The organism is Roseicyclus sediminis (genome assembly GCF_025515305.1).
Classification (GTDB): domain Bacteria; phylum Pseudomonadota; class Alphaproteobacteria; order Rhodobacterales; family Rhodobacteraceae; genus Roseibacterium; species Roseibacterium sediminis.
Genome location: NZ_JAOPHT010000003.1, coordinates 306,569 through 327,599 on the forward strand (window position 1 = coordinate 306,569; position 21,031 = coordinate 327,599).

Consider the following 21,031-nt stretch of genomic DNA (forward strand, 5'->3'; position numbering starts at 1 on the left):
GTTTAAGGGCCCACGGATGACGGGTCTAGAGCCCGCCGTCGCGGATGCGAAGCTGGCGTGCGCGGGTGAGGATGGCATCCTCGATCTGGCGCGCGGTCTCGCGGCTGACGGCGCCGTTGCGCGATTGCAGTGCCACGCGGAGCGAGCGGGCCTCGAGCGCGGGATCGGTCACGAAGACCGTCGCGCGATAGGCCTGCCCGCCACCCGGCGGCGTTCCGTAGCCATAAGAGATCACGCCCGAAAACGGATCCGCGGCCTCGATCGGCATGAAGTCGAGAATTTCCAGCGAGGCCTGCCAGAGGTAGCGGTTCACCTCAACCGTGACGTTCGGGTCGTCGCGGTTCGAGAACAGGTCCCAGATCGTGTCGCGGTCGCGGGGGGCGAGCGCGCCGGCGTCTTCCAGCTGGCGCCGCGTCTCGGGATCCATCTCGTTCTGGCCGAACCCGGTGCCGCAGCCTGCGAGAAGCCCGAGCGAAAGGAGGCCCGCGGTCACGATCCTGATGCGTCCGATTGCATGTTTCGTCATGGTTTCCGGCCCCGGATGTCCCGTCATTCGCGGCCCTAGCTACAGAAGCGGCCGTTTGGCGGCAAGGGGCCAGTGCCGTCTGCACATGGCAGCCGACCGTCCTTGTCCCCGCGCGCGGGGCGCGGAAAGGATACGGAGACCGGTCGTAGGGGCCCCTCGGACGGGGACATTGACGCCCTCCCGGCCCACCCGGATCGCGATGAATGAGCGTACTATATGGAGTCGTGCGCGAACGCTCCCGGCCCGGGCGGCCCGCCGTCCGCCAGGCGCCTTCCCGGGGAGATGGAGCGGCGCGCCGGGCCGAACGCCCCAGAAGCATGGGGTCAGGCGAGGCGTCGAATCGAACCCGGTCGTCCGCCATGGCGTCGGCGGAGGCACCGGGCCACGCATCGCGGCCGGGCGTGCCGCCTTGTGCCGCGCGGGATGGAATCGCTGAATGCGGTGCGTCCTGTCACTCCGCGAAGCCGCCCATGCGCGGGCCTGCACATGCTTGGCCGGCAGAGCTCCGGTGCCCGTTCTTTCCCGTTTGGCCCAACAGGATAAGCGGCCTGACAGGTGTGTGACATGTCTGCACCACGACTCCCACAACATGCCCGGCCCCTCCGCCGCTTCCTTGCAATCAAGTCCCCCACGAGCGACAGAAGGGCATACTCAATTCGGATCTCCGTCTTGAGGTGCACCTTCAAAGTGAACACGAGGGAAAAACCATGAAAAAGGTTCTCTTCGCTACGACTGCCCTTGTGGCGACCGCTGGCGTAGCATCCGCCGACATCGCCCTGAGCGGTGTGGCGCAGATGGGCATCCAGGGTGGCTCCGGCAACGCCACCACCCAGTTCGTCCAGGATATCGACGTCACCTTCACCATGTCGGGCACCGCCGACAACGGCCTGACCTTCGGCGCCGCAATCGACCTTGACGAGAACGCAGCAGGCGTCGGCACCGACGACGCTGGTGTTGCGATCTTCATCTCGGGCGACTTCGGCACCCTGACGATGGGCGACACCGATGGCGCGCTTGACTGGGCGATGACGGAAGTCAACGTCGCAGGCGGCTCGATCAACGACGACGAAACCACGCACCGCGGCTTCAGCGGCAACGCATGGCTCGACGGCCACTACGACGGTCAGATCCTCCGCTACGACTACTCCTTCGGCGACTTCGCCGTCGCGATCTCGGTCGAGCAGGACGACAACACGACCGTTCAGGGCATCGCGTTCAACATCCCGAACGCACTCGGCTCGAACAACGCTGTCGACGCTGACCCGGTCTGGGGCCTCGGCGCCCGCTACCGCGGCATGTTCGCAGGCGGTTCGTTCGGCGTCGGCATTGGTTACCAGTTCACCAATGACGGCCTCGACAACGACGGCGGCGCAACCAACGGCGTTTCCGTCACCGGTCTGTCGGCCAACGTTGCTCTCGACTCGGGCTTCTCGGCAGCTGTGAACTACTCGATGGTCGAAATCGACGGCGCCAACAACGACGGCACCCACTTCGGCATCGGTGTGGGCTACACCTTCGACGCGATCACGGTTGGCGCGAACTACGGTTCGTTCGACTGGGATACGGGTGCGTTCGACGGCGACAACAACGGCTACGGCCTTGCCGCAGTCTACGACTTCGGTGGCGGCCTGACGGCTCACCTCGGCTACGGCTGGAGCGAGACGACTGCTGTGAACAACTCGGCAGCCGGTCAGGCAGCCGCGGTTCTCGGCTCGGCCAGCACCTGGTCGCTCGGCCTGAGCATGTCCTTCTGATCCAACCGGATCAAACGGCACCACGGAAAGAGCGGGCCACTGCGCCCGCTCTTTTCACTTCAGACGACCCTGACCCAGGCCTCGTCGAACCACACTCACACGACCGCAGGTCCAGCCGCCCGACCGGGACATGAGCAGGACCACACGAAACATTCCGGCCATCGCACCGGTACCCGACTGGAGACTGAACCATGAAAAGACTGTTGCTTGCTTCTTCCGCACTTGTCGCGTCCGCGGGCATCGCCTCTGCCGATATCGCACTCAGCGGTATGGCCCAGATGGGTCTTCAGGGTGGTTCCGGGAACGTAACGACCCAGTTCGTGCAGGACATCGACGTCACCTTCACCATGTCGGGCACGGCCGATAACGGCCTGACCTTCGGCGCCGCGATCGACCTCGACGAGAACGCAGCGGGTGTCGGCACGAACGACGCCGGCGTCGCGATCTTCATCTCGGGCGACTTCGGCACCCTGACGATGGGCGACACCGACGGCGCGCTCGACTGGGCGATGCAGGAAGTCGACTTCAACGGCGCGGCGTCGATCAACGACAACCACACCACCCATGGTGGCTTCAACGGCAACGCCGGCCTGGACGGTCTCTATGACGGCCAGGTCCTGCGCTACGACTATGCCTTCGGCAACGGTTTCGCCGTCGCGATCTCGGTCGAGCAGGACGACGACGCCAACGGCAACGCCGCACCGCCCTACGGCGTCCCGGCGCACGTCAACGCGGATAACCTGACCGGCGACCCGATCTGGGGCCTCGGCCTGCGCTATGGCAACAGCATCTCCGGCGGCAGCTACACCGTCGGCCTCGGCTGGCAGTCGGTCGACGACGCCGATCCGGTCGCAGCCGGCAACCAGGGTGTGACGATCACCGGCCTGTCCTTCGCGCTCGCGCTCGACTCGGGCCTGTCCGCCGCGGCGAACTACTCGATCGTCGACACCTTCCTCGGCGACGGCACCCACTGGGCCATCGGCGCAAGCTACACCTTCGACGCCATCACCGTGCACGCCAACTACGGCGCCTACGACTTCGATCCGACCGCTGGTGCGCCGGACTCGAACGGCTACGGCCTGTCGGCGGCCTATGATTTCGGTGGCGGCCTGTCGGCGCATCTCGGCTACGGCTGGGGCGAGAACACCGCCGTCAACACGGCGGCCGGCGCGGCTCTCGGCTCGAGCAGCACGTGGTCCTTCGGCCTCAACATGGCATTCTAAACACAAGTACAGTGTGTTAAGGATGGAAGAGCGGGCCTTGCGCCCGCTCTTTTCGCATAAAGCAGGAGCACGGCAAACGTGCCCGCGAGCAGCAATGAGGCAACAAGAACATGGCAAGGAACACGCGTTTCAACCTTTTTACCCTGGGGACGGCAGCATTCGTCGTGGCGATCGCGGTCGCGGCCGGACAGGCCCGGTCCCAAAGCCTCGATGTCGGTCTCACCGGCGACCTCAAGCGCGGTGACCTTGGCGGGACGCTCGAACTCCACGGGCTTCCGGTGTTCACGCAGCCCAGCGGGATCTCCGGTGGCTGGGGTGTCGCGGCGCGGGCCGAAACCGATGGCGACGTCTGGGTCGGCGGCGGCTTCGTCCTCGACGTTCCGCTGTCGGACGCCGCCTTCGTCGAGGCGAGCTTCATGCCCGGCTTCTACCACCCCGGCGACACCGAACTGGGCGGCAACCTGCAGTTCCGCTCGCTCGTGGGGGTCGGCTGGCGTGTGTCGCCTGCGGGGGCTGTGATTCTCAGCCTCGACCACATGTCGAACGCCGGGCTCGAGGACTTTAATCCGGGCACCGAGACGGTTGCACTCCGCTACCGGATGGAGTTCTGATCCCGCGAGCCAGCCGACAGACCGGGACGGACAAGACGCCATGCCCCTTGCCGACATAACCGAGCGCCTGCACGCTGCGCTGGCCGCCGCAGGCCGGCCGGAGGACGACGCGACCCTGATCGCGGTCTCCAAGGTGCAGCCGCCGGAGCGCGTCGAGCCCGTCTTGCGCGAAGGCCACCGTGTCTTCGGCGAAAACCGGGTCCAGGAAGCGCAGGGCCGCTGGCCCGACTTCCAGGCGCGGTACGACGGAATCGAGCTTCACCTGATCGGGCCCTTGCAGACCAACAAGGCCCGCGCCGCGGTCGAGATGTTCGACGCGATCCACACCGTGGACCGGCCGAAACTCGCCGCGACGCTGGCCCGTCTGGCCCAGGAGCGGGGGGCCTGCCCCGACCTCTTCATCCAGGTGAACACCGGGGAAGAGCCGCAGAAGGCCGGGTGCATGCCCGCCGAAGTCGATGCCTTCGTGGCCGAGGTGCGGGGCATGGACCTGCCGCTTGCCGGGCTCATGTGCATCCCGCCCGTCGAGGAAGAGCCGAGCCTGCACTTCGCGCTTCTGGCCAAGATGGCGGAGCGCAACGGGCTTCGGGGCCTTTCGATGGGCATGAGCGCCGATTTCGAGAAGGCCATCGCGTTCGGCGCGACCCATGTCCGCGTCGGTTCCGCGATCTTCGGGGAACGGGCCTACGAACTCTAGCGCCGGGCCATCGGCTCCGGCACGACAAGGCGCGTGTCGTAGCCGATCTTCGTCACGATCCGTCTCAGGTGCCCCGGCGAAAGTGCGATGCAGCCTTCCGTCGGTCGCCCCGGCGCGCGCCAGCGGTGGAGGAAGATCGCCGATCCCCGCCCCCTTTCGGCATAGGGCCAGTTCCAGTCCGTGAGCAGGACGAGGTCATAGAGCCGGTCACCCCGAAACAGGCGTTCCGCCGACCATGAGTATGGCACGCGCACCATGAGGTTGTAGTCCTCGTGCCGCGGGTCGTCGGACCACAGGTCGCCCGGACGGATCGGCAGCGCCCAATCGCACGGCCGCGACATCCGGTCCGGCCGATAGAGGCAGCCGACGATCCGGTGGACGCCCGCGGGCGTCGCTCCGTCGCCCTCACGCTTGTTCAGCGTCACGCCGGAACGCCCGACCGTGCAGGGATAGGTCACGCCCCGGAACCTCAGGCCCATCGGCGTCAGCACCATGTCGCTTGGGGTCATGCGTCCTTGCCGCCTCTCAGACGCCCTGCACGATGCGCAGGTCGGTGTCGGCGATGGCCTCGCGGATCGTCCGGGCGGCGGTGTATCCGGCCGATTCGTAGAAACGGCGCGCGGTTTCGACGTCGTCGAACTCGACGATGACGGAGATCCCCTCGAGCTCGCCCTCGCGAAGCTCCGGTGCCGGGTCGCGGGCAAGAACGCGACCGCCATACTCCGCGATCACCGGCGCCGAGGCCTCGGCAAAGCGCTGCATCCCGGCGCGGTCTCGGGCGCGGATGTTGGCGACGATGTAGCCCTTCGGCACGATGTGATCCTCCCATTCTTCCGGTCCGGGGTGCGGGCGTAACCCGCACGTCATCTGCCGCCGAAGGTTAGAACATGTGCCCGGACTTGTCCCGTTTCACCGCGAGGTAATGGGCATTGTGGCGGTTGGTCCCGGTTACCAGCGGAACGCGTTCGGCGACGGCGATTCCCTCGGCTTCCATCATCTCGACCTTGCGCGGGTTGTTGGTCATCAGCCGGACCGAGCCAAATCCCATCCGCCTGAGGATGTCCGCCCCGATGCGGAAGTCGCGTTCGTCGTCCTCGAAGCCAAGCCGGTGATTCGCCTGCACCGTGTCGAAGCCCTGATCCTGAAGGGAATAGGCCCGCATCTTGTTGGCGATGCCGATGCCGCGCCCCTCCTGGTTGAGGTAGAGCAGGACGCCCGCCCCTTCGCGCCCCATTTCGGCCAGCGCGGTCCGGAGTTGCGGGCCGCAGTCGCACTTGAGGCTGCCCAGCACGTCGCCCGTGAAGCAGGCCGAATGAAGGCGGGCCAGGACCGGCGCGGCGCGGTCCGGTTTGCCGATCTCGATGGCGAAATGTTCCACCCCGCCGTTGTCCGGCCGGAAGATGTGCAGGCGCCCCGCCTCCGACGCCTCCATCGGCAGGCGCGCGGCGGCGACAGGCAGCAACTCGTGATGGAGCGCGAGGTCCTCGGCGGCAGCGACCGCGTCCAGCCGTGTCAGATCATGCGCCACGGCCAGAGCGGCGGCGTCCTGCGCCGGAACCGTCAGCACGGCGGGAAGAAGTTGCGCGGATTTCGCGAGAAGCAGGCCAAGACGATGCAGCGACGCGTCTCCCTCCCGCAGGGTGCGCAAGGGGCCCTTCATCGGCGCCATGAGGTCGCGCGCGGGATCGGCCAGGTCGCGCAGCCAGTCCGCGCCGACGTCCTGCGGCATCACCACGCGGGCGAGGTCCCCGTCATAGGCCCGCGCCTTGAGGGTTTCCGCCCGCCGCGCGGTGATCGCCACCACCACGGGTCCGCCGAGCGCGCGCATGCCATCGATCCGTTCGGCGCGCGCGGTTTCCGCGGCCAGCAGCACCAGGGCGCCCTGCGCCCCTTCGAGGACGACGGGCAGGCCCATGCGCAGGTCGGCCCGCGCTCGGGCGACACGCTCGGCGGTACTGGGAAGAAGGGGCATGCGCGGATCGCGTTCCATCGGTGCTTTCCCTTAGCGCGCGCTGCAGGAATTTGAAACAATCCCTCGCGCATCGACACGGCTGCGTGAAATTTCCTTTCAGTCGCTTGCCACAAGCCCGCGTGCCGCGCATCTGGGAAGCATTCCGCAGCCGGGAGGACAAGGTCCATGGCCACTCTGAAGAAGATTCTGCTAGTCGACGACGACGACGACCTGCGCGAGGCACTGTCCGAGCAACTCGTCATGACCGAGGATTTCGACGTGTTCGAGGCCGGGTCCGGCTCGCAGGCGATGGAACGCGCCAAGGAAGGTCTCTACGATCTGGTGATCCTCGACGTCGGCCTGCCCGACACCGATGGCCGCGAACTCTGCCGGCTGATGCGCAAGCAGGGCGTGAAATGCCCGATCCTGATGCTCACGGGCCACGACAGCGACGCCGACACGATCCTCGGCCTCGACGCGGGCGCCAACGACTATGTGACGAAGCCGTTCCGCTTCCCCGTCCTGCTGGCCCGCATCCGCGCCCAGTTGCGCCAGCACGAACAGTCCGAGGACGCGGTGTTCCAGCTTGGGCCCTATACCTTCAAGCCCGCGATGAAGCTGCTCGAGACGGAGGACCTGAAGAAGATCCGCCTGACCGAGAAGGAAACCAACATCCTGAAATTCCTCTATCGCGCCCAGGCGGGCGTGGTGGCGCGGGACGTCCTGCTGCACGAGGTCTGGGGCTATAACGCGGGTGTCACCACGCACACGCTTGAGACCCACATCTACCGCCTCCGCCAGAAGATCGAGCCCGACCCCTCGAACGCCCGGCTTCTGGTGACCGAGAGCGGGGGTTACCGCCTCGTGGCATGACGGTGCAAACCGCTGGGTTTCCTTACCCTTGCGGGTTGACGCAGATCAAATCGCAACCAGAGGTTGCTGATTTAGAATTGCTCCATTACCTCCCTGTTGGACTTGGCCCGAACCTCGGTTCGGGCCTTTCTTTTTCCAGGCCGCGATCATCGCCCGTTCCCGGGTTGAGGCACGCCGGCCGGGGGACTAGGGTCGCGCGGCCTGACAGACCGGAGCCGCCATGCCCTTCACCCTCGCCACCTGGAACATCAACTCCGTGCGCCTGCGCGCCGACCTCGTCGTGAAGCTTCTGACCGAGGAAGCGCCGGACGTTCTTTGCCTGCAGGAATGCAAGTCGCCGGTGGAAAAGATCCCGGCCGAGGTCTTTGCCGCGGCGGGCTATGGCCACATGGTCGCAAGGGGGCAGAAGGGCTACAACGGCGTCGCGATCCTGTCCAAGCTTCCGCTCGAGGATGTCGGTCACCGCGATTTCTGCGAGAAGGGCGACGCCCGCCACGTCGCCGCGCGGCTGGAGAACGGGACGGTCATCCACAATTTCTACGTGCCTGCGGGCGGGGACGAACCCGACCGGGAAAAGAACGTGAAATTCGGCCACAAGCTCGATTTCCTGACCGAGATGCGCGACTGGTTCCATGGCGACCGCCCGGAGAAGTCGATCCTCGTGGGGGATCTGAACATCGCCCCGCGCGAGGACGATGTCTGGAGCCACAAGCAGCTCCTCAAGGTCGTCAGCCACACGCCCATCGAGGTGGAGCACCTGGGCAAGGTGCAGGACTCGGGCGGCTGGGTCGATATCACCCGCCGCGATATTCCCGAGGGCCTCCTTTATTCGTGGTGGTCCTACCGCGCGCCCGACTGGGACGCCGCGGACAAGGGCCGCAGGCTCGATCACGTCTGGGCCACGCCCGACATCGCGAATGCCGCCCACGGAAGCCGTATCCTGCGTGCGGCGCGCGGCTGGACGCAGCCGTCAGACCACGCTCCGGTCTTCGCGACCTTCGATCTCTGAGCGTGCCCCCCTTGGCGCAAGCGTCCTGCGCGCGCATATAAGACCAAAGCGAAATTGACGGAGACAAGCGATGCTTGAGCTGGGGCAGTCCCAACCGAACGGCGCCGCCGCGGGCGACCTTATCAAGGACGGGACCGAGGCGACCTTCATGGCCGACGTGATCGAGGGCAGCCGCGAGGTTCCCGTGATCGTCGATTTCTGGGCGACATGGTGCGGACCGTGCAAGACGCTCGGACCGATGCTGGAGGCCGCAGTGACCGCCGCCAGGGGCAAGGTCCGCATGGTCAAGATCGACGTCGACAAGGAGCAGCGCCTCGCCGGCGCGCTGGCGCAGCAGGGCCTGCCGCTGCAGTCGATCCCGACCGTTGTGGCCTTTTTCGAGGGACGGCCCGTGGACATGTTCCAGGGCGCGATCCCGCAAGGCCAGATCACCGAGTTCATCAACAAGCTCGTTTCTCTCGCAGGCGACGGCGGACTGTCCGAGGCCGTGGAAGCCGCCGAGCAGATGCTGGCGGAGGGCGCGGTCACCGACGCCGCGCAGACCTTCGCGGCGATCCTGGGCGAGGAACCGGAGCATGCCGGCGCCATGTCCGGGCTTGCCCGCGCCCATGTCGCCATGGGTCAGCTCGACCAGGCCGAGGCGCTTTTGAACAATGCGCCCGCCAAGATCGCCTCCGCCCCCGAGATCGAGGCTGCCCGCGCGCAGATCGCGCTCGCCCGCCAGGCCGAGAATGCCGGGCCGCTGACCGAGCTTGCGGCCGCCGTCGAGGCCGATCCGGCCAACCTTCAGGTGCGCTTCGACTATGCACAGGCGCTCCATGCCGCGGGTAAGGTGGAAGAAGCGGTCGAAGAGTTGCTCGAACTGTTCCGTCGCGATCGCGAGTGGAACGAGGGCGCGGCGAAGACGCAGCTCTTCACGATCTTCGACGCATTGAAACCGACCGACCCGATCGCGCAGAAGGGCCGGCGCCGCCTGAGCTCGATGATATTTGCCTGAGCCAAGTTGCAGCCTAGGTCGCGTGTCATGATGACCGCCGCCGATCTTCCCGACACCATTCCGGTGTTCCCGCTTCCGGGCGCGCTATTGCTGCCCCGGGCGCGCCTGCCGCTGCACATCTTCGAGCCGCGTTATCTGGCAATGCTCGATGACACGATGAAGACGTCGCACCGGCTTATCGGCATGGTGCAGCCCCGCGAGGTGCCGGGCTCGCAGGAAAAGCGTCTCCATGCCATCGGGTGCGCCGGACGGCTCACGCAGTTCTCCGAGACGGAGGACGGGCGCTACATGATCACGCTGTCGGGCATCTCGCGGTTCCGTATCCGCGAGGAAGTCTCGGGCTTCACGCCGTACCGTCGCTGCGACGTCAGCTGGGAGGGGTTCTCGGCCGACCTCGGACCGGTGGAGCACGACGAGGGTTTCCGCCGCAAGGAATTCCTCGACCTGCTCGGCCGTTACTTCGAGGCGCTATCGCTGTCGACCGACTGGAACAGCCTGAAGGAAGCGGAGGACGAGCTGCTCATCAACTCGCTTTCGATGCTTTGCCCGTTCGACCCCGAGGAGAAGCAGGCGCTGCTGGAGGCGCCGTCGCTGTCCACGCGGCGCGAGACGCTCGTGACGCTGATCGAGTTCGCGCTGCGGGGCGGATCGCAGGAAGAGACGATGCAATGAACGCGGATGGCCTGGACCCTCCGGACAACCCAGCGGCAGCCGCTTCGCGCGCGCCGATCGACCGCAGGATGCTCGAAGCGCTGGTCTGCCCGATGACGCATGGAACGCTCACCTACGACCCCGAGCGGCAGGAGCTGATCTCGAAAGCCGCGCACCTCGCCTACCCGATCCGGAACGGTATCCCGATCATGCTCGAGGAAGAGGCGCGGCAGCTCGACTGACAACGCGCGCCCGGCGCACTCTCGCCGAAGCCCCGCGAGGGCGTCAGAGGCCCGTGCATGCGTATTTTTCGGAAAGATGAAGGACCGGGCTAGAGCGGACGGCCCCGGAGAAGCTTCGGCACGTCACCGGTGAGGCCGGCAGCCTCACGGATGAACATGCGCCGGAGGCCGGGGACAGCCTGAACCACGCCCATGCCCGCATCGCGCAGCACACGCAGGGCGGGGTTGTCGTTCGAGAAAAGGCGGTTGAAGGCGTCCGTCGCCACGGCCATGGCCGCGGTGTCGAAGCGCCGCCAGGATTGGTAACGCGCCAGCACGTCGGCGCGCGCGATATCCTCGCCCCGCCGCCGCGCATCGGCCAGCACTTCCGCCAGCGCCGCCACGTCGCGCAGGCCGAGGTTCAGTCCCTGTCCGGCGATGGGGTGCACGCCATGGGCCGCGTCGCCGACGAGGGCGAGGCGCGTGTCCACGAAGCGCTCGGCGATGCTGAGGCTGAGCGGATAGCTGTAGCGGTGCCCGGCGAGCGTGATCTCGCCCAGGAAATCCCCGAAGGCGGGGCGCAGCGCGTCGAGATAGTCAGCATCGTCCATCGCCGCGATCTCGGCGGCGCGCGCGGTGCGTTCCGACCAGACGATCGAGGAGCGGTTGCCGGGCAGGGGCAGGATGGCCAGCGGCCCGGCAGGCATGAAGAACTGCTGCGCGATGCCGTGGTGCGGCCTTTCGTGCGCGATGGCGCAGACCAGGGCGGTCTGCCCGTAGTCCCAGCCGGTGCGCCGGATGCCTGCGCGCTCGGCCGTGCCGCTGCGCCGTCCGTCCGCGCCCACGAGGAGCGCGCCGGTCAGGACCCGGCCGCCCTCCAGCGTGACGCGCGCGGCGGCATCGCCGGTCTCCTGCGCCACGACCGTCGCGCCGGGCAGGTGGGTCACGCGGGGCTCGGCCGCCATCGCATCCAGGAGCGCGCGGCGAAGGAACCGGTCCTCCAGCATGTGGCCCATCGGGCCTTCCTCGATCTCGGCATGGTCGAGGTGCAGGAAGAAGGGCCCCGCGCCTTCCCCGGCGCGCCCGTCGGAGGCCTTGACCTCGAGGATCGGCTGCGCGTCGCCCTCCAGCACGTCCCAGAGGCCGATGGCCGACAGCATCCGTACCGAGGCCAGCGCCAGCGCGTAGGAGCGTCCGTCGAACCCGTCGCCGCTGCGCGTTTCCTCGGGCAGGGCGTCGATCACCACGGACGTGAGCCCCGCCTGCGCCAGCGCCAGCGCGAGACAGGGGCCGTTCAGCCCGCCGCCGACGATCAGGATATCCGCGTCGTGTGTCATGCGCCGGACTATGGCCCGCCGCCGGGGATTGTCCATGCCGCGCGGGGTCGCTAGCGTCCGACCGCGACAACGTGCCGGGGCGCGAGGAGGGCGGGAATGGACGACTGGCTTTGGATGAGCGCGAGCGATCTCGGACGGGGGATCGGCGCGGGCGAGATAGACCCCGTAGCCCTGGCCGAGGCCTACCTCGCGGCGGCGGAGGGTCACGGGTACCGCGACCGCATCTACACGGTCCTGACGCGGGATCGTGCGCTGGCCGAGGCCGAGGCCGCCGCCCACCGGGCGCGGCATGGCGTCCGGCGCGGCCTGCTCGACGGCGTGCCGATCAGCTGGAAGGACCTGTTCGACAGCGCCGGCACCGCGACGGAGGCCGGATCGCGCCTTCTGGAAGGCCGGGTGCCCGGGGCCGATGCCGAAGTGCTGGCGCGGGCGACGCGGGCGGGTCTGGTCTGCCTCGGCAAGACGCACATGAGCGAGCTGGCCTTCGCGGGGCTGGGCCTGAACCCCGCCTATCGCGGTACTGCGGAGGGCGCGACGCCGCCGAACGTGCACGACCCGGCCTGTGTGCCCGGGGGCTCTTCCTCGGGCGCGGCGGCCTCGGTCGCCTTCGGGCTGGCGGCGGCCGGGATCGGCTCGGACACGGGGGGGTCGGTGCGGGTGCCGTCCGCGTGGAACGATCTCGTGGGGCTCAAGACCACCTCGGGGCGGTTGTCGCTCGAGGGGGTCGTGCCGCTTGCCGAAAGCTTCGACACGGTCGGGCCGCTCTGCCGCAGCGTCGAGGATTGCGCGGAGCTTCTGGCGGTCATGGAGGGGGGCAAGGCGGCCGACCTCACCGGTGCAACGCTGGAGGGGACGCGGTTCCTCGTCCTGGAGGCCTACACGAACGATGCGGCGCCCGCACAGGCGAAGGGGTTCGCCAGCGCGATCGAGCGCCTTGAGGCAGCGGGCGCGCGGATCGAGACGGGCAGCGTCGCCTCGATCGCGCCGGCGATGAGCCTTTCCCCGATCCTCTTCGCGGCGGAGGCCTATGGCACGTGGTCCGAGGCGATCGAGGCCGCGCCCGAAAAGATGTTCGACCGCGTGTGCGAGCGGTTCAGGGGCGGGGCGCAGTTCAGCGCGCCCGACTTCGTCGCGGCCTGGCGCAGGCTTCGCGACCTGCGCAGGGACTGGCTGCGGGAAACGGCGGAATACGACGCCGTCCTTCTGCCCACGACGGCCAACGCGCCGCCGGACATCGCGCGGCTCATGGCGGACCCGGATTACTACGTGGCCGAGAACCTCCTGTGCCTGCGCAACACGCGGGTCGGCAACCTCATGGGCCTTTGCGGTCTCAGCCTGCCGACGGGTGTTCCGGCTGCCGGGCTGATGATGCTGGCCGCGCCCATGGCGGAGGAGCGGCTTCTGCGCCTGGGGGCGGCGGCCGAGGCGGCTCTGGCCTGAAGGCCACAACCGTCCGGTTCCGAAACCCTTTTTCTGGACAGGCGCCGCAAGCCCAAGGTAGATTGCCTCAAAACCGGGACGAAACGATCCCGGGCCCTTGAGGCAGTTGCAGGCATATATGGTTTTTCCCGAGCGGTTCTCGAACCTGCCAGATTACGCGTTTCCGCGTCTGCGGAAGCTGCTCGACGTCCATGAACCGGGCGGCGAACCCATCGCCATGACCATCGGCGAGCCGCGGCACGCCTTCCCCGCCTGGGTCGGCGACGTGATCGCCCAGAGCCTTGAAGGCTTCGGCCGCTATCCCCCGAACGAGGGCACGCCGGGCCTTCAGACCGCCATCGCCCGCTGGATCGCAAGACGCTATGGCGTCAACGTTCCGGCGGCAGGCCAGGTCCTGCCTCTGAACGGCACGCGCGAAGGGCTGTTCAACGCCTGCCTCGCCCTCTGCCCCGAAACGAAGCGCGGCAAGCGGCCCGTCGTCCTGATGCCGAACCCGTTCTACCAGGTCTATGCCGTAGCCGCACTCGCCGTTGGGGCCGAGCCGGTCTACGTCCCCGCGACCGAGGCGACGGGCGATCTGCCGGACTACGGCGCGCTGCCCGACGAGGTTCTGTCGCGCACGGCCATCGCCTATATCTGCTCGCCCGCGAACCCGCAGGGCGCCGTGGCCGACGAGGGCTATTGGGCCGATCTGATCGCACTCGCCGAAAAGCACGATTTCCAGATCTTCGCCGACGAGTGCTATTCCGAGATCTATCGCGATAAGCCGCCGCCCGGCGCGCTGTCCGTGGCGCAGGCCCGCGGTGCGGACCCCGAGCGCGTGGTGCTGTTCAACTCGCTGTCGAAGCGATCGAACCTGCCGGGGCTGCGCTCGGGCTTCGCCGCGGGTGGCCCCGCAAGCGTCGCGCGGATGCAGCAGCTTCGGAACTATGCCGGTGCGCCGCTTCCCCTGCCGCTGCAGGCGGTGGCCGAGCGCGCCTGGAGCGACGAGATGCATGTCGAGGAAAACCGCGCGCTCTACCAGGAGAAGTACCGGATCGCCGACGAGATCCTGTCGGGCGTGCCCGGCTATCGCGGTCCTGCGGCGGGCTTCTTCCTGTGGTTGCCGGTGGACGACGCCGAGGCGGCCGCGCTCAAGCTCTGGCGGGAGGCCGGGGTGCGCGTGCTGCCCGGCCACTACCTCGCTCGCGAGACGGAGGCGGGCACGCCCGGGTCCGACCGGATCCGCGTGGCGATGGTCGCCGAAAAAGAAGAAATGCGCCGCGGCCTGATGCGTCTGCGGCAGACGATATACGAGTGAGGGAGAACGCCCAATGGCCTACCAGACCCGACAGCGTGACCCGTTCCTCGACGAGGAGACACATGCCATCCTCGTCCGTCGCGGGCAGGAACTCCTTGGGCTTGCGCTACTGGCTCTCGGGGTCGCCTTTGCCGCGCTGATGCTGAGCTACGCGCCGGAAGACCCGAATTTCATGGCCGCGACGGATGCGCCGGCCCAGAATCTCCTGGGACGCACCGGGGCCTCCGTGGCCGCGATCCTCATGATGATCGTGGGTTACGGCGCGCTCGTGCTGCCTGTCGCCTGCGTCATATGGGGCCTGCGTTTCCTGCTTCATGCCGGGGCCGAGCGCGCTGTGCCGCGGGTCTTCTTCCTGCCGATCGTTCTGGCGCTCGCCTCGATCTATGCGGCAAGCCACGTGCCGCCGCCGGGCTGGACGCATTCCTTCGGGCTTGGCGGTCTTTTCGGCGACACGGTACTGGGCGCCGTCCTGCACGCGCTTCCCGTCTCGGCGCAGGCGGCGCTGAAGATCATCGCTGCGGCGGCCTTCCTCGGCGGGGCGGCGATGCTGTTCCACGTGGTCGGCGTCACCAGCCGCGAGTTCCGCGCCGCGATGCGGTTTCTCGTTTACGGACTGGTCGCCACCGGAACCATGCTGATGACCATGCTTCGCGGTGCCGGCACCGGCGCCGGACATGCCGCCCAGCGCCTGCAGGACGCCAGGGCCGAGCGACGCGCCGTGCGGGCCGAGGCCGCGGCGGCCTCTGCCGCGATGGCGCGCGGTCCGGTCCTTCGTCGTACGCCTGCGCATGTGGACGAGGACGAGCTTTTCGAAGACGACATGGACGAGGCCGGCCCTGTCCGCCGCGCGTCCGGCTTCTTCGCGCGTCTGCGCGGTCGCCAGGCCGACCCGGAGATGGCGGTCGCCGACCTCGAGCCCGAACTGCCCGAACGCGGACGGCGTCACCTGACCGACGATATCGAGGCGCCCGACGACGCGCAGATCCGTGCCCGCATCTCCGACGCGATCCGCAGCCGCGTCCGCCGCCCCGACACCATCGCCGCCGCCGCACAGCGACGCCTGATGGCCGGTGCAGGCGCACCCGGGCCGATGCCCTTGTCGCCCGCACTGCGCGCCGAGCCGCCGCTGACGGCCGGCCACGCCCTCGCGCAGCAGCCCGAGACCGATGTCGAGGATTGGGAAGACGACGTCGACGACAACATCTTCGCCGAGGACGGCGTGGGCGAGGGGGCCTATGCGCGGGTTCAGGCGCAGTCCGTGCCGCGCGCCGAGCTGCAGCGCCGCGTCGTTCAACCCGCGACGCGCAAACCCGCGCCCTCGCGCCGTGCCCTGGCCGATGCGCAGCCTTCGCTGCCCCTGAACGAGCCGGAGCCCTACGAGTATCCGCCGCTGACGCTTCTGACGAACCCCGACACGATCACGCGCCATCACCTCAGCGACGAGGCGCTGGAGGAGAACGCGCGCATGCTGGAAAGCGTGCTCGACGATTACGGCGTGAAGGGTGAGATCGTCAGCGTCCGTCCCGGCCCCGTCGTCACCATGTACGAGCTGGAGCCTGCGCCCGGCCTGAAGGCCAGCCGTGTCATCGGCCTCGCCGACGACATCGCGCGGTCGATGTCCGCGCTCTCGGCCCGCGTCTCGACCGTGCCGGGCCGCTCGGTCATCGGCATCGAGCTTCCCAACCAGCACCGCGAGAAGGTCGTCCTGCGCGAGATCCTGTCGAGCCGCGAGTTCGGCGACGGCACGCACCGCCTGCCGCTTGCGCTGGGCAAGGATATCGGGGGCGACCCGATCGTGGCGAACCTCGCCAAGATGCCCCACCTCCTGATCGCGGGCACAACCGGCTCGGGCAAGTCCGTGGCCATCAACACGATGATCCTCAGCCTCCTCTACAAGCTCACGCCCGAGGAGTGCCGGATGATCATGATCGACCCCAAGATGCTGGAACTCAGCGTCTATGACGGCATTCCCCATCTCCTCAGCCCCGTGGTCACCGACCCCAAGAAGGCGGTCGTCGCGCTGAAATGGGTCGTGGGCGAGATGGAGGAACGCTATCGCAAGATGTCGAAGATGGGCGTGCGGAACATCGACGGCTACAACGGCCGTGTCGCCGAGGCGCAGCGCAAGGGCGAGATGTTCAAGCGCACCGTGCAGACCGGCTTCGACGACGACACGGGCGAACCCGTCTTCGAGACCGAGGAATTCGCGCCCGAGAAGATGCCGTTCATCGTCGTCATCGTCGACGAGATGGCCGACCTGATGATGGTCGCCGGCAAGGAGATCGAGGCCTGCATCCAGCGTCTCGCCCAGATGGCGCGCGCCTCCGGCATCCATATCATCATGGCCACGCAGCGCCCCTCGGTGGACGTCATCACCGGCACGATCAAGGCGAACTTCCCCACGCGGATCAGCTTCCATGTCACGTCCAAGGTCGACAGCCGCACGATCCTTGGCGAGATGGGGGCCGAGCAGCTTCTCGGCATGGGCGACATGCTCTACATGGCGGGCGGGGCGAAGATCACCCGCGTTCACGGGCCTTTCGTGTCCGACGAAGAGGTAGAGGAGATCGTGAGCCACCTGAAAAGCTTCGGTCCCCCGGATTACGCCGCGAGCGTTCTGGACGGGCCCGACGAGGACAAGGAAAGCGATATCGACGCGGTCCTCGGCCTCAACACCGGCGGCAACACGACCGGCGAGGACGCGCTCTACGACCAGGCGGTGGCGATCGTCATCAAGGACCGGAAGTGCTCCACCTCCTACATCCAGCGCAAGCTCGGCATCGGCTACAACAAGGCCGCGCGCCTCGTCGAGCAGATGGAGGAACAGGGCCTCGTGAGCCAGGCCAACCACGTCGGCAAGCGCGAGATCCTCGTGCCCGAACAGGAATAGGCGGGGTTCGGCCGGTGCCGATGACAATTTCGCGTGTGGGCCGCGAGCGGGCATTTACCGACGGGCGCCGCGTGCCTACATCGGCGCCATGAAGACGATGACCCTTGCACTCGCTGCCGCGCTGTCGGCGCCGTTGCCGGCCCTGGCCGACGCCATCCCGCTGTCGGAAATCAACGATTACCTGAACGGGATCGAGGCCGCCGAAAGCACGTTCACCCAGATCAACGGCGACGGCACGGTATCGACCGGGCAGTTCTACATCCAGCGCCCCGGCCGGGCCCGGTTCGAGTACGACGGCGACGATCTTCTGGTGATGGCCGGTGGCGGCCAGCTCGCGATCTTCGACGGGCGCGGCAACACCATGGCCGAACAATACCCGCTTCGGGAGACGCCGCTGTCGATCATCCTCGACCGGAACGTGGACCTCCTGGCCAGCGGCATGGTCATCGGCCACGACTTCGACGGCACGGCGACGCGTGTCGTCGCGCAGGACCCCGAGCGGCCCGAGATCGGGTCGCTGACGATGGTCTTCACCGACGAGCCGGTGGAACTGCGCCAGTGGGTCGTGACCGACCAGGGCGGGACGGAGACGACGATCGTTCTCGGCGCGCTGAGGCAGGATGAGCGCCTGTCTCAGGGGCTGTTCAGCATTCCCCAGGAGATCAACCGCCGTTCAGGCGAATGACACGGTTCAGCGCCGCCCACAGGTGATCAGCTGCATCTCGTAGGTCTGGGCGCGCTCGGCAACGGCATCGGCCACCCGCAGAAGCCAGGGCTTGGCGTTGTGGCTGCCGCGGCGGTAGCCGGCGTGCCCCTCGTGATAGGCGAGGTACTGGTTGCGCGCATCGTTCAACGGGATGCCGTTCCGCTCGGCGCTCAGGGTCATGTACCAGCCCATGAAGTCCGAGGCGTCCGCGATGTCGGTGCGCCGCGCGCGGCGGTTCCCGGTCTCCTGCTGATACTCCGCCCAGGTGCCGTCGAGCGCCTGGCTGTAGCCGTAGGCAGAGCTCATCCGCCCCATCGGGATGATCCCGAGCGTGTAGACATGCGGCGGCCGCGCATCGCCGACGAAACGGCTTTCCTGGTAGAACGTCGCCATCTGCACGTGAACCGGAACGCCCCAACGTCGCTCGGCCTGTTCCATGGCACGGAAGTACTGAGGCCGTTCCTGCGCCAGCAGACACGCGTTGTCGAGATTGCGCGGCGCGCTGAAATTGCCGCCGCCGCCACACGCCGCCAGAAGACCCGCGGCGAGCACGAGGATGAGAATCGGTTTCATTGTACGTTGCCTGCTCGACAGCCGTTTTTTCGGCACTTGTTATCCACAGTATACGCGAGACGGCCCTGCAGGAAAATACCGGCCTTGCCCCAGTCCCCGGATTTGCGCGAAACCGTGATCGGGAAGGCGCGTGATGCCGCATGACCGGGTGCGCGAAGGGCGCCGCGATGTGACTGTCAGGCGAGTTTCCACAGACTGTTTCCCGCGATTCGGGGCCCCATCCATGGACAAGACCCCCGCCGCGGCGGTAGGTGGACGATAGGGGCTTGATGCAAATGTTGAAGACACACGCCAAATACAATCTTGGCCAGGTCGTGCGCCATCGAAAGCACCCCTTCCGGGGCGTGGTGTTCGATATCGATGCCGAATTCGCCAACACCGAGGAATGGTACGACGCCATCCCCGAGGAGGCCCGCCCTCCCAAGGGACAGCCGTTCTATCACCTGCTCGCCGAGAACGACCACACCTACTACGTGGCCTATGTCTCCGAGCAGAACCTCGTGCCCGACGAGACGGGGGAGCCGGTCGATCACCCCGACCTCCCCGATCTCTTCGGTGAATTCAGCGACGGGCGCTATCCGCTGGAATACCAGCTGAACTGACCCGACCGAGGGCCGAATGCGCGCTCAATACCCGAGCGCACAGCCGTCCTTTCTCGGGTCGGACCCGCCCTCCAGCACGCCGTTGTCAAGAATGCGGATCGCCTGCGCGCCACCGATGCCGATCGAGGGAATGACCACGTTGTGCCCAAGGTCCCGAAGCTCCTGGCGCACCTGTTCCGAGTAGCCCTTCTCGACCTTCATCGGTCCGTATTCCGTGAAACAGCGCGGCCCGTCGATCGCCGCCTGCGGATCGAGGCCGAAGTCCACCATGTTGCTGATGATACGCGCGTGGCCCGTGGCCTGGTACTGACCGCCCATGACGCCGAACGGCATCGTCACCTTGCCGTTCACCCGCAGCATCGCGGGAATGATCGTGTGCAGGGGACGCTTGCCGCCATCCGCTTCGTTCGGGTGCCCCGCGTCCAGCCGGAAGCCCGCGCCGCGGTTGTGGAACAGGATGCCGAACTTGTCCGAAGCGACGCCCGATCCGAAATCCTTGAAGATCGAGTAGATCAGAGAAACCGCCATCCGGTCGCGGTCGACCACGGTCAGGTACACCGTCTCCTTGTGCGGGCTTTCGGTCGGGTGCGGCGGGCAGGGCATGGCGCGCGTCGGATCGATCTGCGCGGCAAGCGCCTTGCCCGTGGCCGGGTCCAGCATCTCCTTCAGGCCGGTCACGTGATCGGCGTCGGCGATGATCCTGTCGCGCGTGGAATAGGCGAGTTTGGTCGCCTCGGCCTCGATATGCGCGCGCAGGGTGCCCCAGGGGTCCATCGACGCGATGTCGAACTCGGCGAGGATATTGTTCAGGAGAATCGCCGTCGCGCCCTGTCCGTTCGGCGGATGCTCGACCAGTTCGACGCCCTTGTAGGTGCCGCTGACGGGCGTGGAGTAGTCGGCGCGGACGTTCGCGAAATCCTCCATCGTGTGCACGCCGCCGATCGCCCGGAGCGAGGCGACCATGTCCTCGGCGACCTCGCCCTCGTAGAAGCCTGCGCGGCCTTCCCTTGCCACCCGGCGCAGGACCTCCGCCTGACCGGAGTGGCGGAACCGCTGTCCGGCGCGCGGCGGCTCTCCGTCGAGAAGGTAGAAGTCGCGGGCGCGTCCGGACAGGTTGCCCTGGTAATCCGCCCAGTCGAAGGCGGCGCGCGGGGCCACGGGAACCCCGGCCTCCGCGTAATGGATGGTCGGCGCCAGCACCGCCTCGAGGCCGAGCCGCCCGTGATCCTCCGACAGTTTGCAGAACGCGTCGATGGCCCCCGGAAGCGTGATCGGCTCGGGCCGTCCGAACAGCGGAATGTGCGTGAGCCCCGCCGCTCTCAGCGCTGCGCCCGACAGCGCGGCCGGTGCCCGCCCCGAGCCGTTGAGCGCCACGATGTCCTCGCTGCCCGCCGGTTTGATCAGCGCGAAGCAATCGCCACCGATCCCTGTCATGGCCGGTTCGCACAGGCCGAGCAGGACCGCACCCGCGATGGCGGCATCCGCGGCATTGCCGCCCGCCTGAAGGATGTCGATGGCCACCTTCGCGGCCAGCGGGTGCGACGTCGCGCACATGCCGTTGTCGGAATAGACCGCCGAGCGGCCAGGATGATGGAAATCGCGCATCTTGTTGTCCCTCCCCTGCGATGGGCGCTGCGCACCCTAAGCCACCCGTCGGCGACGGCAAGAGA

The 21,031-nt window shown here is 67.6% G+C and carries 21 protein-coding genes; 14 read left to right on the top strand and 7 right to left on the bottom strand.

Features of this window, described 5'->3' with window-relative positions; genetic code table 11:
• Positions 1 to 25: 25 nt before the first annotated feature.
• Positions 26 to 526 (bottom strand): DUF3576 domain-containing protein, encoded by a 501-nt coding sequence (locus N8I71_RS06350; protein WP_262877103.1) that lies wholly within the window; start codon positions 524 to 526, stop codon positions 26 to 28.
• A 707-nt stretch (positions 527 to 1,233) separates the two neighbouring features.
• Here N8I71_RS06350 and N8I71_RS06355 point away from each other — a divergent pair.
• The 4 genes from N8I71_RS06355 to N8I71_RS06370 all read left to right on the top strand — a co-directional run bounded on the left by N8I71_RS06355 (position 1,234) and on the right by N8I71_RS06370 (position 4,811).
• Positions 1,234 to 2,280 carry a porin gene (locus tag N8I71_RS06355; protein WP_262877104.1) on the top strand — a complete coding sequence of 349 codons (1,047 nt, stop codon included), beginning with the start codon at positions 1,234 to 1,236 and terminating at the stop codon, positions 2,278 to 2,280.
• 191 nt (positions 2,281 to 2,471) lie between these two features.
• Positions 2,472 to 3,503, top strand: a complete 1,032-nt coding sequence (locus N8I71_RS06360; RefSeq protein WP_262877105.1) for a porin — start codon at positions 2,472 to 2,474, stop codon at positions 3,501 to 3,503.
• Between the two features lie 110 nt (positions 3,504 to 3,613).
• Positions 3,614 to 4,114 (top strand): acyloxyacyl hydrolase, encoded by a 501-nt coding sequence (locus tag N8I71_RS06365; protein WP_262877106.1) that lies wholly within the window; start codon positions 3,614 to 3,616, stop codon positions 4,112 to 4,114.
• A 40-nt stretch (positions 4,115 to 4,154) separates the two neighbouring features.
• Positions 4,155 to 4,811 carry a YggS family pyridoxal phosphate-dependent enzyme gene (locus N8I71_RS06370; protein WP_262877107.1) on the top strand — a complete coding sequence of 219 codons (657 nt, stop codon included), beginning with the start codon at positions 4,155 to 4,157 and terminating at the stop codon, positions 4,809 to 4,811.
• On the opposite strand, the gene N8I71_RS06375 is transcribed toward N8I71_RS06370, so the two are convergent.
• From N8I71_RS06375 to ribA, 3 genes are all read right to left on the bottom strand, one after another.
• Complete coding sequence (locus N8I71_RS06375; protein ID WP_262877108.1) at positions 4,808 to 5,320, bottom strand: L,D-transpeptidase family protein; 513 nt, start codon at positions 5,318 to 5,320, stop codon at positions 4,808 to 4,810. The two genes, N8I71_RS06370 and N8I71_RS06375, sit on opposite strands and share 4 nt — an antisense overlap.
• Positions 5,321 to 5,336: 16 nt before the next feature.
• Positions 5,337 to 5,624 carry a DUF1330 domain-containing protein gene (locus N8I71_RS06380; RefSeq protein WP_262877109.1) on the bottom strand — a complete coding sequence of 96 codons (288 nt, stop codon included), beginning with the start codon at positions 5,622 to 5,624 and terminating at the stop codon, positions 5,337 to 5,339.
• 67 nt (positions 5,625 to 5,691) lie between these two features.
• Positions 5,692 to 6,783: a GTP cyclohydrolase II gene (ribA, locus tag N8I71_RS06385; protein ID WP_262877110.1), complete on the bottom strand. Its 1,092-nt coding sequence runs from the start codon at positions 6,781 to 6,783 to the stop codon at positions 5,692 to 5,694.
• Positions 6,784 to 6,948: 165 nt separating this feature from the next.
• On the opposite strand from ribA, the gene N8I71_RS06390 reads away from it, so the two are divergent.
• The 5 genes from N8I71_RS06390 (at position 6,949) to N8I71_RS06410 (ending at position 10,534) form a co-directional block, all read left to right on the top strand.
• Positions 6,949 to 7,635 carry a response regulator transcription factor gene (locus N8I71_RS06390; protein ID WP_262877111.1) on the top strand — a complete coding sequence of 229 codons (687 nt, stop codon included), beginning with the start codon at positions 6,949 to 6,951 and terminating at the stop codon, positions 7,633 to 7,635.
• Between the two features lie 220 nt (positions 7,636 to 7,855).
• Positions 7,856 to 8,644 (top strand): exodeoxyribonuclease III, encoded by a 789-nt coding sequence (locus N8I71_RS06395; protein WP_262877112.1) that lies wholly within the window; start codon positions 7,856 to 7,858, stop codon positions 8,642 to 8,644.
• 70 nt (positions 8,645 to 8,714) lie between these two features.
• Positions 8,715 to 9,641, top strand: a complete 927-nt coding sequence (locus N8I71_RS06400; RefSeq protein WP_262877113.1) for a tetratricopeptide repeat protein — start codon at positions 8,715 to 8,717, stop codon at positions 9,639 to 9,641.
• A gap of 27 nt (positions 9,642 to 9,668) precedes the next feature.
• Positions 9,669 to 10,313, top strand: coding sequence for an LON peptidase substrate-binding domain-containing protein (locus tag N8I71_RS06405; RefSeq protein ID WP_262877114.1), 645 nt, complete (start codon positions 9,669 to 9,671; stop codon positions 10,311 to 10,313).
• 68 nt (positions 10,314 to 10,381) lie between these two features.
• Positions 10,382 to 10,534: a Trm112 family protein gene (locus N8I71_RS06410; protein ID WP_262877242.1), complete on the top strand. Its 153-nt coding sequence runs from the start codon at positions 10,382 to 10,384 to the stop codon at positions 10,532 to 10,534.
• 89 nt (positions 10,535 to 10,623) lie between these two features.
• On the opposite strand, the gene N8I71_RS06415 is transcribed toward N8I71_RS06410, so the two are convergent.
• Complete coding sequence (locus N8I71_RS06415) at positions 10,624 to 11,886, bottom strand: FAD-dependent monooxygenase (RefSeq protein WP_262877115.1); 1,263 nt, start codon at positions 11,884 to 11,886, stop codon at positions 10,624 to 10,626.
• 60 nt (positions 11,887 to 11,946) lie between these two features.
• On the opposite strand from N8I71_RS06415, the gene N8I71_RS06420 reads away from it, so the two are divergent.
• The 4 genes from N8I71_RS06420 (at position 11,947) to N8I71_RS06435 (ending at position 18,165) form a co-directional block, all read left to right on the top strand.
• Positions 11,947 to 13,290: an amidase gene (locus N8I71_RS06420; protein ID WP_262877116.1), complete on the top strand. Its 1,344-nt coding sequence runs from the start codon at positions 11,947 to 11,949 to the stop codon at positions 13,288 to 13,290.
• Between the two features lie 118 nt (positions 13,291 to 13,408).
• Entirely contained in the window at positions 13,409 to 14,590 is a 1,182-nt protein-coding gene (locus N8I71_RS06425) for an aminotransferase class I/II-fold pyridoxal phosphate-dependent enzyme (RefSeq protein ID WP_262877117.1), read from the top strand.
• Between the two features lie 13 nt (positions 14,591 to 14,603).
• Complete coding sequence (locus N8I71_RS06430; RefSeq protein WP_262877118.1) at positions 14,604 to 17,480, top strand: DNA translocase FtsK; 2,877 nt, start codon at positions 14,604 to 14,606, stop codon at positions 17,478 to 17,480.
• An 88-nt stretch (positions 17,481 to 17,568) separates the two neighbouring features.
• Entirely contained in the window at positions 17,569 to 18,165 is a 597-nt protein-coding gene (locus N8I71_RS06435; protein ID WP_262877119.1) for a LolA family protein, read from the top strand.
• Between the two features lie 6 nt (positions 18,166 to 18,171).
• Here N8I71_RS06435 and N8I71_RS06440 read toward each other — a convergent pair whose 3' ends face one another.
• Positions 18,172 to 18,759, bottom strand: a complete 588-nt coding sequence (locus N8I71_RS06440) for a transglycosylase SLT domain-containing protein (RefSeq protein WP_262877120.1) — start codon at positions 18,757 to 18,759, stop codon at positions 18,172 to 18,174.
• A 275-nt stretch (positions 18,760 to 19,034) separates the two neighbouring features.
• On the opposite strand from N8I71_RS06440, the gene hspQ reads away from it, so the two are divergent.
• Positions 19,035 to 19,361, top strand: coding sequence for a heat shock protein HspQ (gene hspQ, locus N8I71_RS06445; protein WP_262877121.1), 327 nt, complete (start codon positions 19,035 to 19,037; stop codon positions 19,359 to 19,361).
• 24 nt (positions 19,362 to 19,385) lie between these two features.
• Here hspQ and N8I71_RS06450 read toward each other — a convergent pair whose 3' ends face one another.
• Positions 19,386 to 20,966 carry a gamma-glutamyltransferase family protein gene (locus N8I71_RS06450; protein ID WP_262877122.1) on the bottom strand — a complete coding sequence of 527 codons (1,581 nt, stop codon included), beginning with the start codon at positions 20,964 to 20,966 and terminating at the stop codon, positions 19,386 to 19,388.
• Positions 20,967 to 21,031: the final 65 nt, after the last annotated feature.

Coding starts and splice junctions, on each gene's coding strand:
- N8I71_RS06350 (WP_262877103.1), bottom strand. CDS start 526: ATGACGAAACATGCAATCGGACGCATCAGGATCGTGACCGCGGGCCTC.
- N8I71_RS06355 (WP_262877104.1), top strand. CDS start 1,234: ATGAAAAAGGTTCTCTTCGCTACGACTGCCCTTGTGGCGACCGCTGGC.
- N8I71_RS06360 (WP_262877105.1), top strand. CDS start 2,472: ATGAAAAGACTGTTGCTTGCTTCTTCCGCACTTGTCGCGTCCGCGGGC.
- N8I71_RS06365 (WP_262877106.1), top strand. CDS start 3,614: ATGGCAAGGAACACGCGTTTCAACCTTTTTACCCTGGGGACGGCAGCA.
- N8I71_RS06370 (WP_262877107.1), top strand. CDS start 4,155: ATGCCCCTTGCCGACATAACCGAGCGCCTGCACGCTGCGCTGGCCGCC.
- N8I71_RS06375 (WP_262877108.1), bottom strand. CDS start 5,320: ATGACCCCAAGCGACATGGTGCTGACGCCGATGGGCCTGAGGTTCCGG.
- ribA (WP_262877110.1), bottom strand. CDS start 6,783: ATGCCCCTTCTTCCCAGTACCGCCGAGCGTGTCGCCCGAGCGCGGGCC.
- N8I71_RS06390 (WP_262877111.1), top strand. CDS start 6,949: ATGGCCACTCTGAAGAAGATTCTGCTAGTCGACGACGACGACGACCTG.
- N8I71_RS06395 (WP_262877112.1), top strand. CDS start 7,856: ATGCCCTTCACCCTCGCCACCTGGAACATCAACTCCGTGCGCCTGCGC.
- N8I71_RS06400 (WP_262877113.1), top strand. CDS start 8,715: ATGCTTGAGCTGGGGCAGTCCCAACCGAACGGCGCCGCCGCGGGCGAC.
- N8I71_RS06405 (WP_262877114.1), top strand. CDS start 9,669: ATGATGACCGCCGCCGATCTTCCCGACACCATTCCGGTGTTCCCGCTT.
- N8I71_RS06410 (WP_262877242.1), top strand. CDS start 10,382: ATGCTCGAAGCGCTGGTCTGCCCGATGACGCATGGAACGCTCACCTAC.
- N8I71_RS06415 (WP_262877115.1), bottom strand. CDS start 11,886: ATGGACAATCCCCGGCGGCGGGCCATAGTCCGGCGCATGACACACGAC.
- N8I71_RS06420 (WP_262877116.1), top strand. CDS start 11,947: ATGGACGACTGGCTTTGGATGAGCGCGAGCGATCTCGGACGGGGGATC.
- N8I71_RS06425 (WP_262877117.1), top strand. CDS start 13,409: ATGGTTTTTCCCGAGCGGTTCTCGAACCTGCCAGATTACGCGTTTCCG.
- N8I71_RS06430 (WP_262877118.1), top strand. CDS start 14,604: ATGGCCTACCAGACCCGACAGCGTGACCCGTTCCTCGACGAGGAGACA.
- N8I71_RS06435 (WP_262877119.1), top strand. CDS start 17,569: ATGAAGACGATGACCCTTGCACTCGCTGCCGCGCTGTCGGCGCCGTTG.
- N8I71_RS06440 (WP_262877120.1), bottom strand. CDS start 18,759: ATGAAACCGATTCTCATCCTCGTGCTCGCCGCGGGTCTTCTGGCGGCG.
- hspQ (WP_262877121.1), top strand. CDS start 19,035: ATGTTGAAGACACACGCCAAATACAATCTTGGCCAGGTCGTGCGCCAT.
- N8I71_RS06450 (WP_262877122.1), bottom strand. CDS start 20,966: ATGCGCGATTTCCATCATCCTGGCCGCTCGGCGGTCTATTCCGACAAC.